Source organism: Jeotgalibacillus aurantiacus (assembly GCF_020595125.1).
Taxonomy (GTDB): Bacteria; Bacillota; Bacilli; order Bacillales; family Jeotgalibacillaceae; genus Jeotgalibacillus; species Jeotgalibacillus aurantiacus.
Genome location: NZ_JACNMS010000001.1, coordinates 716,325 through 734,486 on the forward strand (window position 1 = coordinate 716,325; position 18,162 = coordinate 734,486).

The 18,162-nt window shown below is 43.6% G+C and carries 11 protein-coding genes and 1 riboswitch; of the genes, 4 read left to right on the forward strand and 7 right to left on the reverse strand.

Annotated features, from left to right (window positions below):
- Entirely contained in the window at positions 1-3,669 is a 3,669-nt protein-coding gene (locus H7968_RS03340; RefSeq protein ID WP_227394817.1) for a chitobiase/beta-hexosaminidase C-terminal domain-containing protein, read from the reverse strand.
- Between the two features lie 337 nt (positions 3,670-4,006).
- Between H7968_RS03340 and H7968_RS03345 the strand changes: the two genes are divergently transcribed.
- On the forward strand, positions 4,007-5,221 hold the full coding sequence (locus H7968_RS03345; RefSeq protein WP_227394818.1) for an NAD(P)/FAD-dependent oxidoreductase: 1,215 nt from the start codon (positions 4,007-4,009) through the stop codon (positions 5,219-5,221).
- Positions 5,222-5,282: 61 nt separating this feature from the next.
- Here the strand turns inward: H7968_RS03345 and H7968_RS03350 are convergent, their stop codons facing one another.
- Positions 5,283-5,891 (reverse strand): TetR/AcrR family transcriptional regulator, encoded by a 609-nt coding sequence (locus H7968_RS03350; RefSeq protein WP_227394819.1) that lies wholly within the window; start codon positions 5,889-5,891, stop codon positions 5,283-5,285.
- Positions 5,892-6,040: 149 nt separating this feature from the next.
- Here H7968_RS03350 and H7968_RS03355 point away from each other — a divergent pair, with 149 nt between their 5' ends.
- Together H7968_RS03355 and H7968_RS03360 are read left to right on the forward strand one after the other, a co-directional pair.
- Entirely contained in the window at positions 6,041-6,937 is an 897-nt protein-coding gene (locus H7968_RS03355; protein ID WP_227394820.1) for an ABC transporter ATP-binding protein, read from the forward strand.
- A complete protein-coding gene (locus H7968_RS03360; protein ID WP_227394821.1) occupies positions 6,934-8,538 on the forward strand; it encodes an ABC transporter permease in 1,605 nt (534 codons plus the stop codon). Before H7968_RS03355 ends, H7968_RS03360 begins: the two co-directional genes overlap by 4 nt.
- Before the next feature lie 58 nt (positions 8,539-8,596).
- On the opposite strand, the gene H7968_RS03365 is transcribed toward H7968_RS03360, so the two are convergent.
- Positions 8,597-9,052 (reverse strand): nucleoside deaminase, encoded by a 456-nt coding sequence (locus H7968_RS03365; RefSeq protein ID WP_227394822.1) that lies wholly within the window; start codon positions 9,050-9,052, stop codon positions 8,597-8,599.
- Positions 9,053-9,190: 138 nt separating this feature from the next.
- On the opposite strand from H7968_RS03365, the gene H7968_RS03370 reads away from it, so the two are divergent.
- On the forward strand, positions 9,191-12,364 hold the full coding sequence (locus H7968_RS03370) for a hypothetical protein (protein WP_319799475.1): 3,174 nt from the start codon (positions 9,191-9,193) through the stop codon (positions 12,362-12,364).
- 255 nt (positions 12,365-12,619) lie between these two features.
- Here H7968_RS03370 and H7968_RS03375 read toward each other — a convergent pair whose 3' ends face one another.
- From H7968_RS03375 to H7968_RS03390, 4 genes are all read right to left on the reverse strand, one after another.
- A complete protein-coding gene (locus H7968_RS03375) occupies positions 12,620-14,044 on the reverse strand; it encodes a glycosyltransferase family 2 protein (protein WP_227394824.1) in 1,425 nt (474 codons plus the stop codon).
- On the reverse strand, positions 14,041-15,075 hold the full coding sequence (locus H7968_RS03380; RefSeq protein WP_227394825.1) for a HEAT repeat domain-containing protein: 1,035 nt from the start codon (positions 15,073-15,075) through the stop codon (positions 14,041-14,043). Before H7968_RS03380 ends, H7968_RS03375 begins: the two co-directional genes overlap by 4 nt.
- Positions 15,075-16,724 carry a GGDEF domain-containing response regulator gene (locus tag H7968_RS03385; protein ID WP_227394826.1) on the reverse strand — a complete coding sequence of 550 codons (1,650 nt, stop codon included), beginning with the start codon at positions 16,722-16,724 and terminating at the stop codon, positions 15,075-15,077. The genes H7968_RS03380 and H7968_RS03385 overlap by 1 nt, the downstream gene beginning before the upstream one ends.
- A 165-nt stretch (positions 16,725-16,889) precedes the next feature.
- The gene (locus H7968_RS03390) at positions 16,890-17,768 is read right to left on the reverse strand and encodes an amidase (protein ID WP_227394827.1); all 879 of its coding nucleotides are present in this window, start codon (positions 17,766-17,768) and stop codon (positions 16,890-16,892) included.
- A gap of 44 nt (positions 17,769-17,812) precedes the next feature.
- A riboswitch (cyclic di-GMP riboswitch) is annotated at positions 17,813-17,901 on the reverse strand.
- Positions 17,902-18,162: the final 261 nt, after the last annotated feature.

Consider the following 18,162-nt stretch of genomic DNA (forward strand, 5'->3'; position numbering starts at 1 on the left):
TCAGGAAGCTTTCTTGCCCTTCCCTTTGCCTTTACTAGGCTTTTCGTTACCTAACTCAATCTCATTGCCCTCGGAATCAAACAGCTGTGGTTCAGCGTGTTTGGCTGTTCCGCGAAGCTCGAGTTTTTGAATGTTCTCTGCCCCATTGATAACAGAAACATTCTTATGCTGGACGATGACTTTTTCAACTTCATTTCCTTCAAAGTCATACTCTCCACCAGCTTCTTTTGCATGAAGTGTGACTTCAAGATCTTTAAGTCCTTCACCTTCGAAGCTTACATTTGTTCCGCGTACCATCACTTGATCAACCTTCGCGCCTTTTTCAGCGACGATGCGAACGTTGTCTTCAAAGATATTTACTTTCTTCTGATCAAAGTCAGCAAGATTTACAACAGTTTCTTCCGGCTGAGGCTCTTCTTCTGCAGCCGCAAGGTTAATTTGCGCTAAAAGCGGATCGTGGTCAGATGCACGTCCATGAACTTCCATGAAGTCAGAGTTGATGTGTACGATATCAAATACGGAACGCTCTGCAAGGTTGTTTGTCACAAGAATGTGGTCAAGAACCTGCGCATTGCCTTCATAGTTGTATGTGTAACGTTCCGGCTTGTCTACACCATCGACAAGGTTCGTCAGCTCTTCCCCTTTTAATGCTTCAAGTGGAGCTGAGAATTCAAAGTCATTCATGTCTCCAAGAACGACGATATTTGCATCAGGTGTCTGTTCTTTTACATTTTTGATAAAATCATTGATCATTGTTGCGAGTTCAACTCGTTCTGCCTCACTGCCAAGGAATGGCGGCTGATTCTGACCGAATAACGGCTGGTCTCCACCCTTTGAATTCAGATGATTAGCAATCACGATCACTTCTTCACCTTTAAATTCAAATTCCGCAACCAGTGATTTACGTGTATTCGGGAAGTTTTCCGGCTGAATACGACCAGGATTAAGTGTTAATTCTCCATCCACATAATCAATTGCTTCTGTTGAACCACCAGCTGTTCCTTCGGTTAGCTGAACACGCTCAGGATTGTAAAGGAAACCGTTCCGGATGTTCCCTCCAGGCTGGCCGCCGTCCTGCTTATCTTCCGGAGCAACTTCAGTATAAGCATACGCTGGTCCACCAAGTGCAACAATGGCATCAATTAGACGCTGGTAGCTTTCGTCAGCTGTCACTGTACCATCATCTGTAGGGCCATTGCTATCCTGCACTTCAGTTAAACCAATAATATCAGGTGATCCAAGATCGTTGATAAATGAATCAGCGATGCGATTTACCTTTTCATCGCTTGTTGCAGAAGGATTTGCTGAGAAGTTCTCGACATTGTAAGAAGCAATCGTCAGCTCATCTTCTTTATTTTCAATCGTTGTTGATTCAGGCTGAAGACCGCCATCTTCAAAGACCGGCTTTTGTCCTTTGCCGACAAGTACTTTATATTTTCCAAATCCGTAACTCATGACACCGACTGCTGCGGATGTCATCTTGTCGCCTGTTTTAACAACAAAGCTTTCATCATCTACATCGATAAATACACGCTCAGGGTTAAAGTCACCTGGCTTCACAATTGCGCCGCCAGCCTGAGAATACACTTCGTCCCCGTAGTTTGTAATAACAGCAACTTCACCGTATTTCTGCGGGCCGCTCGCCGTTCCTTCTGCTACTTCAACCAGCATTCCTTCAATGCTTTCGTAGAAGTCAATACCGTCTTCTTCAGGGTCAAATGAAGCCAGATTGTCGTTATCAATCACTTCAGTAGGTACTTCGATTCCTTCCGGTCCACCAATCACAACAGGTGCCGGCAGTTCAAGCCCTGTCGCTTCAGTTGCGATAGATGTTGCTTCAATTTGTGTAATCGGCAGATCTGTTTCAGCGCGTTCCGCGTAGCCTTCTACGTAAAACTCCAGTACTGTTCCGCTTACTTTCACGTGATCTCCAACAGATTTACCATGGTTACGTGAATACACAAGAATTCCTTCAGATGTACCCGGGTTGTCATCCGCAGTCAGTGACTGCATGTAGAAGCTGCTGCCGTTCACTACATACGTAATGACACCTTCTACATTCGGTACTGATAAGCCCTCATATGGTGAGAACTGGTCTTCTGACTGAATATCATGAATCTTAATATCTTCTTTTTGAAGTACGTAAGTAAATGCTGCAACGTCACTTGTTGTCATTCCATCTTTTACAGCAATCGCTTTAAGATCTGTGTTAGATGTAATCGTTACGCCGCCTTCATAAAGCGTGCTTTCCACTGTCGGTTCAGAACCATCTGTTGTGTAGTAAATAGATGCTCCCTCTGTTTCTGTTGTTAGCTCAACCGTGCCGCCTTCTTCAATAAAGCCGCCAGCAGGATTTGCTTTCACCGGACGGACCTGATTTGAATCAAAAATCACATCGTCTGCTGAGCGAGGTGTCAGCTGATACGTGCCGCGGAATTCTCCTACAACACCATTAATGACTTCATACGTACGACCTGTTTCGATCGCCAGATCTGTCGCTGGGCGAATGACGATTTCATTCCCGTTTTCATCTGTCCCGTAGAAATTACCGCTTCCTGAAGACGTGATATTTACATTGGAAGCTTGTACAAGTGTACCTTCCTGAGCTTCTGTTAATCCCCCAGCTGGAATCGCCTGAGGAGCCGGTACTTCCTCCTGACCAAGCACTTCTACATTAGAAGCATCTGCTTCAATTTGTGCAAGGCCGTTAAAATCACCAAGTGTACCGAAAACTGAAATGCGGTCTCCAGGTGCTACATCGGCTGTCGTACGAACCACGATCCCTGCTCCGTTTTCCTGGATATAGACATTGTTTGCCCCACCCTGGAAAAAGACAGCTGAAGCCACTCCGGAAGTTGATACAAGAGAGCCCACAGGCTGCATGCGAACGTCCGAAATATCCTGTTCCGAGATCACACTGTAATCATATGTTCTGACATCACTGTCTTCCAGACCGTCAGCTGTTGCATAGACGCTGAAAGAAGTGTTCTCTGTCAAAGTAAAAGGTGCGGAATACGTTTCATAGGCACCGCCATTCACAGCAACTAAAATCTCTGCATCAGGTGTAGAAGTAGTGAAAGCAACTTCTGTTCCTTCCGTCACCTGTCCAGCCGGAACGCTTGCCTGCACAGAAGATACCTTTGTCGGATCTTCAAATGAAGTCCATGTAATGTTATCAACTGTTAATTGGCTGTTTGAACCAACCTTCTTCAATTCAAGTACAAACGGTCCTTCAACATCCAACCCTTCAACTGTAAACGTTTCTTTGCTGCCGCCAGCGACAACATTTACAGTCGTACCCACAAGCTCACCGTTTACATACACTTCAAGCTGACGCGGGTTCGTTGTGGTGAAATCTGCCTTCGTATCAAGAGTTAAAGAAGAAATTCCCCCATCAATTTCAGAAGAGGTTAAGGTACTGCCCGCATCGCGGAACATCATCCCTTTTCCATCAATCGATGTAGATGCTCTCCCTCCTGTGTATGTCCAAGTGACGCCGTTATCCCCTTCAAATGAACCATCCAGATAAGACGTGCCGGTTTGTGTCCAGTTGTTAAACGTTTCCGTAAAGCTTTCTGCTGCTTTCGTCACGCTTGCAAATGGTGCCACAAGACTGAAAATCAAGACTAATACAACAAGTCTTGACACCTGCTTCATGAATGTTTGCATGAACGTATTCCCTCCTGTTTATGTAATCAAGCACTTTTTATGTTAAAAGAATTGTCAAGAAACTGCTACAACATTTTGAATATTTACAAATAATTAATAAGATGGTCCCTGAAAGCGGATTCAATATTAACCAATAGTCCTTTTTAATTTAATAAATTATCCATTTACCACTCCTAAAAGTTTAAAAAAGTATTTACAGTAAATTTTTCGTGAAAAATAGTACTTATAACAGGTTCCGAAGGTTGATTCCATTTTCAGGGGGTAAATGAGGGGTTTCTTTGCTTAGAGCATAAAATCACTTAATCCTGCTCATTCTATTGAAAAAAGAGGTGTCAGTATGGACTTACAAAGCGGGCGTTTTTATTGGGATACAACATTAACTGACGCACCTGAATATCCTCCATTAACAGAGGATATTCAATGCGATGTTTTGATTATTGGTGCAGGGAGTTCAGGTGCTCAAGTGGCATATGACCTGAAAGATACCGGATTGAATGTTGCTGTAATTGACAAGCGGAAAGCAGGAATGGGGAGTACAAGAACAAATACTGCACTTATTCAATATTTAGGGGATAAAATGGTGCATGAGCTGGTCAATTCCTTTGGTGAGGAAGCAGCGATGATGCACACGACACTATGTCGTGATGCGATCGACAACATTGAAAAAGCCTGCAAGGAAATGAAAATTGATGCGGACTTCAGAAGAAAAGATACGTTATATCGGGCTAGCACCATTGAAGATGTGGACAAATTAAAGAAGGATTTTGAATTCTTGTCCAGATATAAATTTGATGCGGACTTCATTGCACAGAGTAAGATAGAAAAACGTTACCCATTTACGAGTCCTGCCGCCATTTACAGCAAAAATGATGCTGATCTGAATCCGTTTAAACATACTCATGGACTTCTTGATCTGGCTTGCGAATCAGGCGTACGCATATACGAACAGACTGAACTCAGTGGCAAAAAAGCAGGACAGGACCGGTGTACTTATTACACAAAAGGCGGATCCGTCATTGAAGCAAGAAATGTTATTGTCGCTGCAGGATATGAATCACTGGAATTTCAAAAGAATAAAAATGCCGTTCTTGAAAGCTCCTATTGTATTGTGACTGCACCAGTGAACGATCTCTCTGACTGGTACCGGGAAACACTGCTATGGGAAACAGCAAGACCCTATATTTACATGAGGACTACGGTTGATGGAAGAATTCTTGTGGGTGGACTTGATGAGACAACACCATATGCTGATCGTCGTGACAGTATGCTGCTCAGTAAGCGCGATCATCTGGTTAAGGAATTTAATATGTTGTTTCCTGACATCTCCATCGAAGCTGAGTATTTTTACGGGGCTTTCTATGGAGGAACACATGACGGACTCCCTACATTATATGAACATAAGGATTTTCCGCATCATTTGTTTCTGCTTGCATACGGAGACAATGGACTTGTTTACAGCAATGTACTCTCGAGCGTAATCAAGGAAAAACTGACCGGCGGAAAACATCCGGCAGAGGATCTGTACAACCGATCGACATCTTTACGTGTATAAACCCGCTCATGGCATGGTCGCGGAATGAAATGAACAGCTTCAAACACTTAAAAGAGACGCCCTATTCAACGGACGTCTCTTTCTTTGCAGCTTTATTTCCCATGATCCCGTAAAAAAATATATTCGCAATATCCTCTGCCAATGGCAGCACCTTTTGCTGAACCTCGTCCCGACCCATATAATCCTTCAGCATCTGGATATAAAACAAGATTGCATGGTCAGATAAGTCAGGGTTCACATAGCCCTCTTTCTTCCCGATCTGGAACAGTTTAATGAAGTATGGAAGTGCTTTTTCAGCATACACCTGCTCTATATAATTTTCTTCTTCTGTATACTCCTTCATTAAATACTGATAAAACTCTGGGTGAATATTCGTGGACACTTCCTTTTTATTAAAGATAATCTGTTTCACCTTTTCCGGGAAAGGATCATCGCTGTTGACGATTTTCTCAAAATGATCCGAAGCCTGGTTCACGTAATAAATGAAAACCTCATGAATCAGATTATGTTTGCTCTCAAAATAATTATAGATGGTTACCTGAGATACTTGTGCTTTCTTTGCAATATCCGCAATAGAAACCTTTTGGATCCCCATTTCACTGAACAATTGCATGGAAGCCTCTAATATATGCTGTTTTTTTCTTTCTTTACGTCGTTCAAAACCGTTCATCCATCTCACCTCAATCTTATTTTAATAAAATTTATGAAATAAAACAAATAAAAAATTTCATAAGTATGTTGTATTTTATGTAAAACGGGTATATTATGAAATATATAAGGTGTTTCACTTTAAAACTTTCATAAAAGGAGGAGTCGAACATGACGATTCTTCGGGTAAAAGGAGTAACAAAGAGATTTGGCAATTTCAAAGCACTAAGCGGTGTCGATTTTCACATTAATAAAGGTGAAGTATTCGGGTTCATAGGTCCAAACGGTGCAGGAAAATCAACGACCATAAAAATTCTATTGGGCATTTTAAAGCCGACTTCCGGAAGTGCCACGATATTCGGATTGGATGCGTGGAAAAACTCAGTGGAGATTCATAAGAAGATCGCCTACGTTCCCGGAGATGCTAACCTTTGGCCAAATCTGACCGGCGGTGAAGTGATCGATTTATTCCTTAAGCTGAGAGGCAGCTTTGATCCAGTTAAACGCGATCAGCTCATTAAACGATTCCAGCTGGATCCAACCAAGAAATGCCGGACCTATTCCAAAGGTAACAGACAAAAGGTAGCACTAGTATCTGCATTTGCATCTGATGCTGAACTGTTTATTCTGGATGAACCTACATCCGGTCTTGACCCTTTAATGGAAAAAGTGTTTCAGGACTGTGTAGCAGAAGCAAAACAGGAAGGGAAAAGTGTTCTTTTATCCAGTCATATTCTTTCAGAGGTGGAACGCCTGTGTGACCGTGTAGGGATTATCCGGCAGGGAACGATCATTGAGACAGGTTCTCTGACAGAGCTGAGACATCTTACACGCACGAATCTGATTGCAGAAACAAAGAAACCGATGCCAGCTCTTGCCAATATGCCTGGCGTTCATAACCTGCAGTCTGTTGACAACGGAGTGTCTTTCCAGGTGGATACAGAAGCGATGGATGCTGTGATGAAATTAATCAGCAGCGCCGGTGTTATCCGGCTTGAGAGCACGCCGCCGACATTAGAGGATCTGTTCATGCGTCATTATGAAACGAAAGGAAGCGATGCCGTATGAACAAACAGTCCTTTAGCGGAACAGGACAACTGATCCGCTTTTATCTCAAGGCTGACCGTATTCGTATCGCAGCCTGGATTTTATCCTTAATGGCCTTAACTTCTGTAACCGCATGGTCGCTTGACGGTTTGTACAGCTCAGATGCAGAACGACAGGCGATGGCAACAACCATGGAAAACCCTGCAATGACAGCCATGGTGGGTCCTGCCTATGGCATTGAAAACTATCATACAGGGGCAATGACCGCTCACCAGATGCTTTTGTTTACAGCGATTCTCGTGGCTGTCATGGCTATTTTGCATGTGTCCCGTCATACACGGGGAGATGAAGAGGATGGAAAGATGGAGATGCTCGGTTCACTTCCGGTTGGACGATTAGCTTCCCTGACTGCATCAATGAGCGTCATGGTGATGTCTCAGGTGATCCTTGCTTTAGGTATTGCAGTGAGTCTGGCTGTTCTGTCGATTCCTTCTTTACCGGTGTCGTCCTCTATTCTTTACGGTGCAGCTCTCGGCGCAACCGGCATCTTTTTCGGCACCCTGACTGCTGTTTTTGCTCAATTAGCGGATAGCGCCAGAGGAACAACAGGGCTTGCCTTTCTCGTGCTTGGCGCCGCCTATATGATACGCGCAGCAGGTGATGTGAATAATGACACACTATCCTGGTTTTCACCACTTGGATGGCCGCTTAAAACGCAGGTTTTTGTGGATGATACGTGGGTGCCGCTCATTCCTCTTTTGGCAGGTGCCGTCGTATTAACGCTGATCGCGTTTAGCGTAATGGCCTCAAGGGATATCGGAACAGGGTTGATTCCTTCACGGCCTGGAAGAAACCATGCCCGTAAAGCATTGCTGAGTCCGTTTGGCTTAACCATGCATCTCCAAAAAACAAGTATCATTACCTGGGGTGTCGCTTTACTCGCAATTGGTCTCTCCTACGGTTCAGTAATAGGGGACCTGGAAACCTTTTTTTCAAGCAGCGAATTGTTAAGTGGCGCTGTAGATCAAAGCAGCGGATTCAGTCTGACTGAACAATTCATTTCCATGCTCATGTCTATCATGTCAATGATTGCAGCAGTGCCAGCCCTTCTCTTTTTATTTAAACTTAAGGGTGAAGAGAAAAAAGGGCGGACTGAAACGGTTTATGCCCGCGCCGTATCGCGTTATGCGTTATTCGGCAGCTATTTTCTCGTGGCTCTGATATTTGGAACAGTGATGATGTTGCTTGCGATTTTCGGATTATGGTCTGCCGCGGCTGCCACAATGGAAGATCCGATCTCTTTCGGTTCACTCGCAAAAGCCGGGCTTGTTTATGTACCGGCTATCTGGGTTATGATCGGATTCGGTGCTCTTCTATTCGGATTCAAACCTGGATTAACAGGACTTGCCTGGGTTTATCTTGGATATGCATTTTTCGCCGTGTACCTTGGTGGACTCCTTCAATTTCCTGAATGGGTCAACCGTTTATCACCATTCGGTTTTATTCCGGAAGTGCCTATGGAGGAAATTAATGTGCTGACACTTGTCCTCCTCGTATTGACAGCTGGTTTATTAGCTGCTGTGGGATTCACCACGTACCGAAATCGTGATCTTGCCGGTTAACATTCTATTAAAAAAGACTGAGATCAGTTCATCTGATTCAGTCTTTTTTACTTATGTGTTACTTACTTTTTTCAGCATACAACCGCATAGGATCTTCCATTCCATCAGCGAGCTTCATTTGACTCATGACAACCTGACGCTCTTCGTTTGGCTTTTTCAGATCTTTATATATCTCACCTGACAGTCCCAGCCCGGCAGCTCCAGCTTCCTCAACGGATTGGCAGTAATAAATATCATCCATTCCGGCAAATCTCATCGCTGTATAGCACATTGGACACGGCTCTCCACTCGCATACATCGTGTAACCTGATAAATCATCTGTCTTAAGCTCTTTTTGCAGACGTCTAATGGCGAGCAACTCCGCATGACCACTCACATCGAACGTATGGTGCATTTCATTAACACCTTCAGCAACAATCTTTCCATCCTTCACAATTACCGCACCAAACGGGTGCCCACCGTCTCTCACGTTATCGACAGACAGTTGGACTGCTCTTTTCATAAATTCATTCATCTTTATCACTCTCCCTCTTTTTCAGTACCCGATTCACCGATTATCAACCCTTTATGAATCATGTGATAAAAGGATTATTATTTTCTATTCTTTTACATCAAATCACGATATACTTATTTCAATTCTAACTCAAATGGAGTGACTCGGTTGAAAAAAATACTCTTGATTCTCGCCGGCGTTTTGCTGATCATTGCTGCACCCGTCATTGTCTGGCACATTCAAAAGAAAGAAGCACTCGCCATTCAAATTATCGACTACACCGTCCCATCTGAAAATTACCGGGAGCACCAGAGTCTGACATGGCTTTTGAACCATAACCGCTTTACGACTCCTGATCAGACTTCCTTTAATAAAGAGGAACATTATATTGGTATGAAGCCTGATGAATCAGAAGAAGTCATCGATTTATACAGTTATCCTGAGTCATTTGATGATCAATCTCTTATTTACGTAGCTGATACGTATGGCGTCTACGAATCTGACCTCCCGTGGTCAACTGCTGGAGAAGCAGAGCCTGGCAGCAGTGACCTGATTGAAGGCGGTTTAAAGCAGGAGCATTGGAACATGATTAAAAATCAGGTGCTCGAGCAGGACACTGATCTCGTGATGGAGTTCAATACATTTGCTTCTCCAACGGAAGAATTAGTCAGAAAAGACGTCATGGATTTCCTTCAGGTGGAATGGACAGGCTGGATCGGCCGTTATTTCCCTGAACTGGACCGGGGATCCGAAGAACTGCCACAATGGGTTGTGTCCCAATATGAAGAACAAAACAGTGAATGGACGTTCTCAGGAGAAGGCTTTATTCTTCTCAACGAAGTGTCCTCTGAAGTGGTTGTTCTGACTGAAGAGGATCTGAAAGAGACCGCAATCAGACTCAGCTTTACTGAAAGCGGACAGGAATTGTTTGACCTTGAGACGAGTCCTGCTTACCGTTACTGGTTTGATATTCTTGTGCCGGAAAATGAAACAGAAGTAGCGGCCTGGTATGACTGGTCATTAACTGATACAGGAACCTCGAAGCTTTCAGCAGCAGGAATTCCTGAAACCTTTCCGGCAGTCATGCACCATAAGAAAAAAGCAGCGAATATTTACTATTTCGCCGGCGATTATGCAGATGCTGCTGATATGCCCGCCTTTTATCAGGTAGCCGGAATGTCAGCTGTACAATCCTTGCTATCGTTTGAATCAGTATTCCCTGATAAAAGTTTTTTCTGGCGAACCGTTTCTCCATTAATGGAAACCGTCTTTAACAGAGCTTCAGAAGAAGATACAGTGATAGCCGCAGATATCGAGCAGGCAGAACACGAAGGTCTCTCATATCCTGCACGTATCAATGAGCAGGCTTACGAGGTATACCGTGACGGAGATTGGGAACCAATCACGATTAAAGGGGTCAACATGGGAATGGGCAAACCCGGCGCTTTCCCGGGAGAAGCTGCCATTACGTACGAAGAATATTACCGCTGGTTTGAGCAGATTGATGAAATGAACGCCAATACAATACGGGTTTATACCCTTCATCCACCCGCTTTTTATGATGCATTAGCTGATTATAATGCTGAGGCTGAGGAGCCATTGTATGTATTCCATGGTGTTTGGGCAGATGAGGAGCCACTCGAAGAATCTCTGGATGCCTACAATGAAGAAAGTGTTGCCCGCTTTCAAATGGAAATGACACGACTCGTTGATGTCATTCATGGTAATGCCACAGTAGAGCCGGAGCCTGGTCACGCATCAGGTGTTTACCGCTCGGACGTTTCACCGTATATCATAGGCTGGGTGCTCGGAATTGAATGGTATCCGTATATGGTCGACGAGATGAAGAAAAAATATCCTGATCTGAGTGATTACGAGGGGCAATACGTATCTTCAGAAAAAGCAGAACCAATGGAGGTCTGGCTGGCTGAACAAATGGATCTGATTGCCACTTATGAAGCTGAAGAATACCAAAGTATGAGACCGCTCAGCTTTACGAACTGGGTCACAACAGACCATCTCGAACAGCCTGCTGAACCTCTCGAGCAGGAGGACTTAGCTTCTATTAATCCGAACCACATAAAGCCAAACGGTTCTGCCATTGAAGCTGGCATGTTTGCTTCTTATCATGTGTACCCTTACTATCCTGATTTTCTCTATCTGGAGGAAAAATACACTGAATTTATTGATCATCGCGGTGAGAAAAATCATTATGCCGGCTATCTGGCTGACCTTCAAGCTGCCAATGAGATGCCTGTCCTGATCGCAGAGTTCGGGATTCCTGCTTCCCGGGGAATGACGCACCGGAATCAATTTGGGCTTAATCAGGGTTTTATGTCAGAAACTGAACAGGGTGAAGCACTCACACGGCTGTATGAAGATATTATCGAAGCAGACATGCTTGGAGGCCTCGTCTTCTCCTGGCAGGATGAATGGTTTAAAAGGACCTGGAATACAGCGGATTACGACAATTCAGACCGCCGCCCATACTGGTCCAATGCTCAAACAAATGAGCAGCAGTTTGGCCTGTTAAGCTTTGATCGTCATACCGTCCGGATAAATGGAGAACCCGATGAAGGATTAACATCACTTTATAAAGGCGATGGAGCACTAAAATCGCTGGATATATCTCATGACGAGCGATATGTCTACCTGCAAATGTCTGTAGACAATTTGAGTGGAGATTTCTGGGACAATCACAGTCTTAACATTTATGCTGATGTCCACCCCGAACTCGGCATTTCCCAGGGCGGAATGAATGCGGACTTCAAGCTTGAAATGAAAGGACAGGAAGCCGCACTTCAAGTTGCTGGCGATTATGATTCGTTCTATCTTGATTACGCAAAAAAATTAAAGCTGATCCCGGATAATGAATCAATGGACGAATTTCACCCGATCCGACTTGCGCTGAATAAAGGAATCGTGCGTCCTGACACTGGTGAAGAAATTCCTTTTGACGCATATGATACAGGACAGCTACGTTTCGGCATTGGAGATCCGGAACACCCTGACTATGATTCACTTGCAGATTACATCTACAATCCGGATAACGGACTGATCGAAATCCGGATCCCGTGGATGCTGCTAAATGCAAAGGATCCGAGCAATCATGAATTTATGGGGAATATTCAAAAGGATGATATTACTTCTGTGGTTGAGGTCGAGGATATCAAATGGTCGGCTGAGTTACTTGAAGGATCAGAGCAAGTAGACGAGCTCGGTTTTAATGACCCTCAGGGCTACACGTGGGAAAAATGGAATTTACCTGAGACGGAAGAACGCCTGAAGCAGTCTTATGATATGCTGAAAGATCTGTTCGGAAATACGAATTAAATGCACACAACAAAAGCCCTTTTGCAGCTATGCACAAGGGCTTTTGTTGTGATTTACTAAAAAATCGTGCCAGGTGTTCGCTCCTTTGTCTAGCTCCAACACTACGCCTGCTCATCTGTCACGTCTCTAATACAGGGAGTCTACGGAATGACCCGGCACTTTGTGAGTATAACCCGGTAAATATCACTCAACTGGTTTACAAATATCTTGAGCACCTGTTATGCAAAAATCTTATAGAACTATGGTTATCATTTTTTAAGCGGCTTCTTTCTCTGCAGAAATTCCTTTTCTCTGCATATTGCCCCACGATCCCTTTTGCAGAATAGCGGCAATAAGCCCTTCGCACCTCCAGATGACCGTCATGGGACGATACCAGAATGCTTCTGTCAGTGCCCAGAAAAACAGTACCAGAAGACTTTTAACATCCGGGTATTTGTGATAAGTCCATTCCTCCAGCAAAACAGCCAGAGAGGAAAGTAATGAGCCATAAAGCACAGTGGCCATAAACATGATCAATGCAATTTCCCAGGAAATAAACGCGAATAAAATGCCTCCTACAATAATGACATAGCCGACTAATTCAAAGATAGCACTGATAAGCTCGACCAGAATGTAATATGGCAGAGCAAATAGACCAATGCCGCGGTATTTTGGATTCAAGATCATTTTCCGGTGGGTCCAGAGTGTTTCAGCCAGTCCCCTTTGCCATCTCCTGCGCTGTGAACGAAGAGAAGAAAGCGTAGAAGGGGCTTCGGTCCAGCAAACCGGATCCTGAATGTATTCGATACGCTGATCAGATTTTTCATCTTTTAAAGAGCGGTGAATTCTGACGATCAGCTCCATGTCTTCTCCAACGGTATTGACTTTATACCCGCCAGCTTTAATAACACGGTTTTTTTCAAATACGCCGAAGGCTCCGGAAATAATTAGCAATACATTTAACCGGCTTAATCCAAGACGTCCGATCAGAAAGGCCCTAAAATACTCAATGATTTGCATCAGTACAATAGGCGTCTCGGGAAGGGCTATTTTCTCTACTTCACTTCGAATAATTCTTGAACCATTGGCAATTCTGACTGTGCCACCAGTAGCCGTTACGCGTCCATTGGAATCAATAATAGGCTTCATTGTTTTCAGGAGGGCATCCCGGTCAAGAAGTGAATCACCATCAATCGCTGCAAAATACGGATATTTGGAAAAGTTAATCCCTGCGTTTAAGGCATCCGCCTTTCCTCCATTTAGTTTACGGATTAAGAATAAATTCGGAAATAAAGTGGATTGATACGCTTTTTCTACAGGCTGTGTCGGAAAATAAGTCCGGATGGCCAAATCAATCTCTTTCATTCGAAACTCTGTAATGACCCGGCTGCTTGTTTCATCAACAGAGCCATCATCGATGATAATAACCTCAAACTGAGGATAATTCAGCGCTAACATGGATCTTACTGTACTGGAAACTCCCACTTCCTCATTATAAGCAGGAACCAGGACAGAAACGGGAAAGGTATCTTTGTTCATTGCAATTTCCTCAATATGTGCTTCCCGGTTTAACTTTCTTTCTTTACGGATCCGGGGGCCCGCTATAAAAAACATCCCAAGATATAACAGCGATACTGAACCCATGTAAATAATGATCACAATCGCCGCTGCTTCGACTGCTGCATTAATCCACCCTGTCATGCCGACACCCCCGTCCTTAACGTCCGAAGCTGCTTTGCCATATCGCGAGCATAAGGATCCTGATGCTCTTCTGCAGCAAACTCAAGCAGAATTTCTCCATCAGGCAACCGCTTTAATGCTTCACACGCAGCAAAACGGACCCACCAATTACCATCTCCTGCAAGTTCCATCAATTGGGGAGAATACCGGGACAAATTTAGAAGCCCGACGAGTCTTGCTCCATACATTCTTTCCTCCCATAAAGAAGAAGTGATAAAGCGTTCAAGATTGTCATGGTCTGAATAATATCGATACTGTGTTAAAGCGGCCAGAGCCTTCAACCTTATTTCTTTATCTTCAGAATTCAAATTTGCCTCTACGAATGGGAGATGCTCATAAAAACCTGTTTCACCAAAATAAGATAACATTGCAGTCAGTACCCCTGAAGGCAGATTTTCTGTTGTTTTCAAACTGTCAATAAAAGCAGCCGGAAATCTTCTCAGCAGCTCTTTCGTAAACCCTATAGATAAACTTTGATCATGAAGCATAAATGGAAGCACACGTTCATCCCCAAAAGATGCAAGCACTCTCATAGATTGACGATACTCTTCATCACGTTCCGGCACTGCCTGAATATGTTCCCACACCTGATCTTTTAAAGAAGTCATCATGAAATCCTCCATGAAATACAGGACATTGACCCGTTCAGACCAGCTTCCTTTCTTTAATACCTGCGTATAGTGATCCTGCAGATGTTCATCAGCTGTTTTTTTCATTCGTGCTTTTTCAGCTTCACTATTGACATTTTGCGAATAGCCCGATAACAGTTTTTCAATGACATATATTTTTATTTCTTTTTCCTTAGGCAGTCTCGGTTGTACATCAGACTCACCTGACAGATAAACAATATAAGGTCCAAGCGCCTGACGATAAGCCCTTAATTTTCTGTTATTTAAGCGGATTGAACGGTTTTTATTGATAGCAATGGCTGTTAAAAGAATGAGCTGCAACATGAAAAACGCACCAGAAACCCATAAAACAGCGGTAACCATTAAGCAAACACCCTTTCCATCATTCTATCGATCCGCGAGGCAACCTCCCTGACATTAAATGGCTTAATCATATAATCGTCAGCACCGAGACTCAGCGCACGTTCGACCTCATTATCCCCCTGCCTTGCTGTCAGCATAGAGATCAGCAGATTTTTATTTCCATACTTCTCACGCAAAAGGACGAGCACTTCAATTCCATCCATTTTGGGCATCATCCCGTCAAGCAGAACCATATATTTTCTTCCCGGTTCATACCATCCACCTTCGAGAAAATCGACACCATTACTAAAAGTGTGGACTTTTATTGATCGGCTGCCAAGCTTACCGCGCTTTTCAAAATGGTCTTTCAGCATCTCTCTCACAAGCTCATCATCATCCACAACGATTAATACAAGCTGTTCCTCATTCAGCTTCATTCGGACAACCTCATCGTATCGTATTGAACAATTTCGCCCCTGCTCTTTTGCATAATAGAGTGCCTTATCTGCAGACTCCAGCATTTCTTTGGGATGTATGGCTCCATGCCATTCCAAAAGCCCAGCTGAAAATGTTACGCGGAAGCTGCCCTTATCTGAAGCAAATTCATAGCTGCTGAAAGCTTCCCTGAACGCCTGTATCCTCTCTTCTGCTTCCTTATAAGAGGTATTAGGAAAAATCACTGCGAATTCTTCACCCCCGTAACGAATCAGCTTATCCTCAGGACGTTTCTGCGCTAAAAACATTTTGGCAAACAGTTGAAGAACCTCATCTCCCTTTGGGTGGCCATACGTGTCGTTAATGTTTTTAAAATGATCCAAATCAAGCATCGATAATACAGAAGATTTCTTCTCTATCTCACCAGAACCCCGGGTAGCTTTTTGAAGCTCATGATCCAGGCAATCACGTTTTAAAGCCCCCGTCAGGAAATCATTTCTGATCTGGCTGAGGATCGTATTTCGCTGAAATATACGATTTTTGATAAATGGCACAATCACATTCTCGTTAATTGGTTTACCAATAAAATCGAGGACGCCTAAATTGTATGCCGCAATTCTTTTTTCATCAGTGATCTGGCTGCTGACTAAAATGATAGGCGTCAAATCCTTCCTTGCTTTTTTCATCATTTGATTAATAACGGTTAAACCGTCCATATCCGGAATATCCATACTGACAATTAACAAATCCGGAGACATATCATAATAAAGCTCTAAACCCTTGGCAGCCGTTACAGCTGTCAGCACCTGAAACTGGTGCTCCTCAAGAAAGGTCTTCATTTTAGTTATAAAATCAGTATCCTGTTCAATAATCAAAATGAAGGGCACATCCGTGGCGACGGCTGTTGCCGTAACCGCCGTTTCATCTTCACTCCGGATCGCCGCATCATGGATTTCAACTTTGCTCTTTTTTTCCAAACCTTCTGGCTCTTCAAATGAAGGCAAAAGCGATTTCCATTCACTTTCCCGGAAAACTTTACTGCCGTTTTCCTCAAGACGGTTCAACGAATCTTCTGCCTGTTCAGAAACAGCAGTCATTCCAACGGTTCCAGCCGTCCCCTTCAGACCATGTAAAAACCGGTAAAGTTCATTTTCAGTTACGGTTCCTGCTATTTTCCATTCCTGTGTCGTCTGTTTTATTTTTGATATCAGCATCTTCTGATATTTCCCTGACATTTTCTCCACATCCCACTTTTATCATTCTTTTATCTTATAACGGATAATTTCTCTCATTCTTTATTCCCTATTATGAATCAATTTTAACAACGAAAAAGAACTTTCCCCTTACTTTTGGAAAAGTTCTTTTTCTCTCATACACTCCCTGGGTATTAGAACAACCACTTAAGGAGCAAGACGCATCCAGCTGTCCGTATGATGAATGGCAAAACCTGAGAAGCTTTTATATCCACTTACTTTACCCTGCACTTTTTCAAGCTCCTGATTTAAATATATTTCTCCTTCTTCATGGAAGGTAATATAATTTCCTTCGTAAGAATGACCCGTTTCAACACCAATCGTGACGGGCTTCCCAAGAGATTGACCTGTCTTTAATTCATGCTCTGAGAATGCAGCAATCAAATCCGCCGTGTCACGGTAAGCCATGATGGTCACACCATCTGTATGTTTTTGCACCCAGTCAGACAGCTTCCCACTGCCAAACGTATTATTGTATTTAATTTCATCAAACCAGAAAGGCAGATCCGCCTCGAGAGGAATACCGAGCTGAGTTGTCTGTTTCCCCGCTCTGATATAAAGGTTCTGATAGGCTTTTACAACCGCCCCTCGTTTTGAATTCCATCCTGAATAAAGGTAAGGCTCCACATCTAAATGAACACCCTTGAATCGCTGGATTGGCAGAGAAGAGGTCTGATACTTCGTCAGCCAGCTGAATAGGCGGTCCTGTGCCAGATATCCTTTAGGAGCTGCCCAGTCCGGCGCCCCGTCTAATGCGTACACAGCAATTCCCAGTGAACTAGCCTTAGCGATAAATGATTGATAAACCGCTGGCGATAATTCCTGATCTATCTGCAAATACACTTTATTAACCTGTCTGTCCTGAAAGAACTGAAGAATTTCATCCTGCTGATCCACAAGTGACCACGGATTCCACAGCCACGTCGCCTTCGAATACGTCTGGGCTTTTGCTTCATTTGTCATTCCGCTCAACATCCCCATCATCAACACCAGCACTAAGACTTTGATGATTGAACCTTTTATCATATTGTCCTCCATTCTATAAGGTCTGGGCCTCATAGAATGAGGAACCCGGCAGCCAGACAGCCATATGCAATAGTTGCACACAGGCTCACGGTTTTGCGTCCTTTCCTTTCGGATAAGTTTGCCCTTATCAGATTCATTTTTATCAGTATACTCCTGTGATTAAAGACCGTCTATGCAAAATTTTTTTGCTTTTTTGGAAGGATTTAAGAGTGACGCGTGAAGAGGGTGTTATTGATAAAAAGAGGCAGTACATCTCTTCTTGGGTGCAATGTTGGCGAGTGATGGAATGAAGCGCTTGAATGATGAAAAAGCGTTGAATTGTGATGGAATCCGGGTCTCAGAAAGAAGGAAAAAAGTCCAGGTGAAGCCGCTTTGAAGGAATTAAATGCTGAAA

Bases quoted from the DNA above. Each gene is read 5' to 3' on its own strand.
- H7968_RS03340 (WP_227394817.1), bottom strand. From the start codon at position 3,669: ATGCAAACATTCATGAAGCAGGTGTCAAGACTTGTTGTATTAGTCTTG.
- H7968_RS03345 (WP_227394818.1), top strand. From the start codon at position 4,007: ATGGACTTACAAAGCGGGCGTTTTTATTGGGATACAACATTAACTGAC.
- H7968_RS03350 (WP_227394819.1), bottom strand. From the start codon at position 5,891: ATGAACGGTTTTGAACGACGTAAAGAAAGAAAAAAACAGCATATATTA.
- H7968_RS03355 (WP_227394820.1), top strand. From the start codon at position 6,041: ATGACGATTCTTCGGGTAAAAGGAGTAACAAAGAGATTTGGCAATTTC.
- H7968_RS03360 (WP_227394821.1), top strand. From the start codon at position 6,934: ATGAACAAACAGTCCTTTAGCGGAACAGGACAACTGATCCGCTTTTAT.
- H7968_RS03365 (WP_227394822.1), bottom strand. From the start codon at position 9,052: ATGAATGAATTTATGAAAAGAGCAGTCCAACTGTCTGTCGATAACGTG.
- H7968_RS03375 (WP_227394824.1), bottom strand. From the start codon at position 14,044: ATGACAGGGTGGATTAATGCAGCAGTCGAAGCAGCGGCGATTGTGATC.
- H7968_RS03380 (WP_227394825.1), bottom strand. From the start codon at position 15,075: ATGGTTACCGCTGTTTTATGGGTTTCTGGTGCGTTTTTCATGTTGCAG.
- H7968_RS03385 (WP_227394826.1), bottom strand. From the start codon at position 16,724: ATGTCAGGGAAATATCAGAAGATGCTGATATCAAAAATAAAACAGACG.
- H7968_RS03390 (WP_227394827.1), bottom strand. From the start codon at position 17,768: ATGATAAAAGGTTCAATCATCAAAGTCTTAGTGCTGGTGTTGATGATG.